Genomic DNA, 1,703 nt, shown 5'->3' on the forward strand with positions numbered 1-1,703 from the left:
ACAGCTACCGCAACCTCGATTATTCGAAGATCGTCTATGCAGCAGCCCAGGGAGAATGAGAGTGGTTTTGAGCGTGCAGCGGGGGCGTCTTCGCCCCTGCTGCAGATCGAGGATGTTGCCGTTCGCTTTGGCGGCAACCGCGACGTTCTGGCCCGCACGTCCCTGTCGGTTTCGCCGGGCGAATTCATCGTTCTTCTGGGGCCGTCTGGCTGCGGCAAGTCGACACTGTTGAACGTTACGGCCGGCACCTTGCGTCCGCGCCAGGGCACGATCAGTTTTTCCGGCAAGCCGGTCACCTCGATCAACCGCAATGTCGGCTACGTCACCCAGGAAGACACGATGCTGCCGTGGCTGACGCTTGCGGCCAATGTTGGCCTGCCGCTTCGCATGCGGCGCGTTCCGCGCGCGCAAGTGCGCGAGAAGGTCATGGCGCTCTTGAAGAACTTCGGCCTCGACCATGCCGCCAATCTCCATCCGGCGCAGCTGTCGGGCGGCATGAAGAAGCGCGGCCTCCTGGCCCGTGCCCTGATTTACGAGCCGAAGCTTTTGTTGATGGACGAGCCTTTCGCCGCACTCGACGCCCAGATGCGCTCGCAGCTGCAGGCCGAACTGCGCCGCGTGGTCCGCACCACCGGCATCGCCGTCCTGTTCGTCACCCATGACATAGAAGAGGCCGCCCTCCTGGCCGACAGGGTCGTCGTCATCGGCGGATCACCCGGCCACATCATCGACGATATCGCCATTCCGCTCGGCCCCGACCGCGATCCGGAGGTTCTGCGGTTTGACGATATATTCCGTGACGTCGGCAAGATCCTTCAGGCTTCGCTGGCACGCGCCAAAGGAGAACAACGGGCATGAGCGCTTCCCATCATTCGATGACAGGCGATGACATTGCCGCAATTGCGGCCGACCCCCAGACCAGCCGCCTCTCGTCGCGCAAGCTGCGCCTGATCGTCGGACGGATCGTCTTCATCATTGCCGTCCTACTATTCTGGCATTTTGCCTCCGGCAATCTGGTCAAGACGTTCTATCTGCCCAAGCCGGCCGCCGTGCTCGGCGAGCTGGCCGGCTGGGTCGCCGACGGAAGCCTCTGGTCGAATATCGCAGCAACGCTGCTGCCGGCCATGCAGGGCTTCATCATCGCCAGCGTCCTGGCGATCGTCCTTGGCTATACCCTGGCCATGGCCCGGTTTTCCGCTGACGTGCTCGAACCGTTCATCGCCGCCCTTTACGGCATTCCGATCATCGCGCTCGTCCCGCTCTTGATCCTGTGGCTCGGCATCGGCGACGAACTGTCAATCGGCATTGCCGCGCTCGCTGCCTTCTTCCTGATGTTCTATAACGTCTACTTCGGTCTGCGCGAAGTCAGCCAGACGCTGATCGATCAGGTGCTGATTGCCGGCGGCTCGAAGTGGGACATCGCCTTGCGCGTCCGTCTGCCATCGGCCCTCATCTGGGTCGTGGCCGGCACCAAACTCGCCCTGCCCCACTCCGTCGTCGGTGTCGTCGTCGCCGAATTCCTGACAGGAAACAAAGGCGTCGGCTTCATGCTCTCCTCAAACGCAAACCACTTCAACGCAGCAGGAACCTTTGCCGCTGTCGCCGTCCTCGCCACGATCTCCTTCCTCCTCGATCGCGTCATCTTCTATCTCACAAAACGCGCCCTCATGTGGAAAGAAGCCGGTAAACACGACTAAATGGGC

2 protein-coding genes are annotated in these 1,703 nt (G+C 61.9%); both read left to right on the forward strand.

The window, feature by feature from the left end:
• Positions 1-36: 36 nt before the first annotated feature.
• Positions 37-858, forward strand: coding sequence for an ABC transporter ATP-binding protein (locus PMI11_RS15620; RefSeq protein WP_051034586.1), 822 nt, complete (start codon positions 37-39; stop codon positions 856-858).
• On the forward strand, positions 855-1,697 hold the full coding sequence (locus PMI11_RS15625; RefSeq protein WP_007818610.1) for an ABC transporter permease: 843 nt from the start codon (positions 855-857) through the stop codon (positions 1,695-1,697). Before PMI11_RS15620 ends, PMI11_RS15625 begins: the two co-directional genes overlap by 4 nt.
• Positions 1,698-1,703 lie beyond the last annotated feature (6 nt).

It is taken from the genome of Rhizobium sp. CF142 (genome assembly GCF_000281145.1).
In the GTDB taxonomy this organism is placed as follows: Bacteria; Pseudomonadota; Alphaproteobacteria; order Rhizobiales; family Rhizobiaceae; genus Rhizobium.

Excerpts from the sequence above, each read along its gene's own strand:
- PMI11_RS15620 (WP_051034586.1), top strand. The coding sequence starts at position 37 with ATGCAGCAGCCCAGGGAGAATGAGAGTGGTTTTGAGCGTGCAGCGGGG.
- PMI11_RS15625 (WP_007818610.1), top strand. The coding sequence starts at position 855 with ATGAGCGCTTCCCATCATTCGATGACAGGCGATGACATTGCCGCAATT.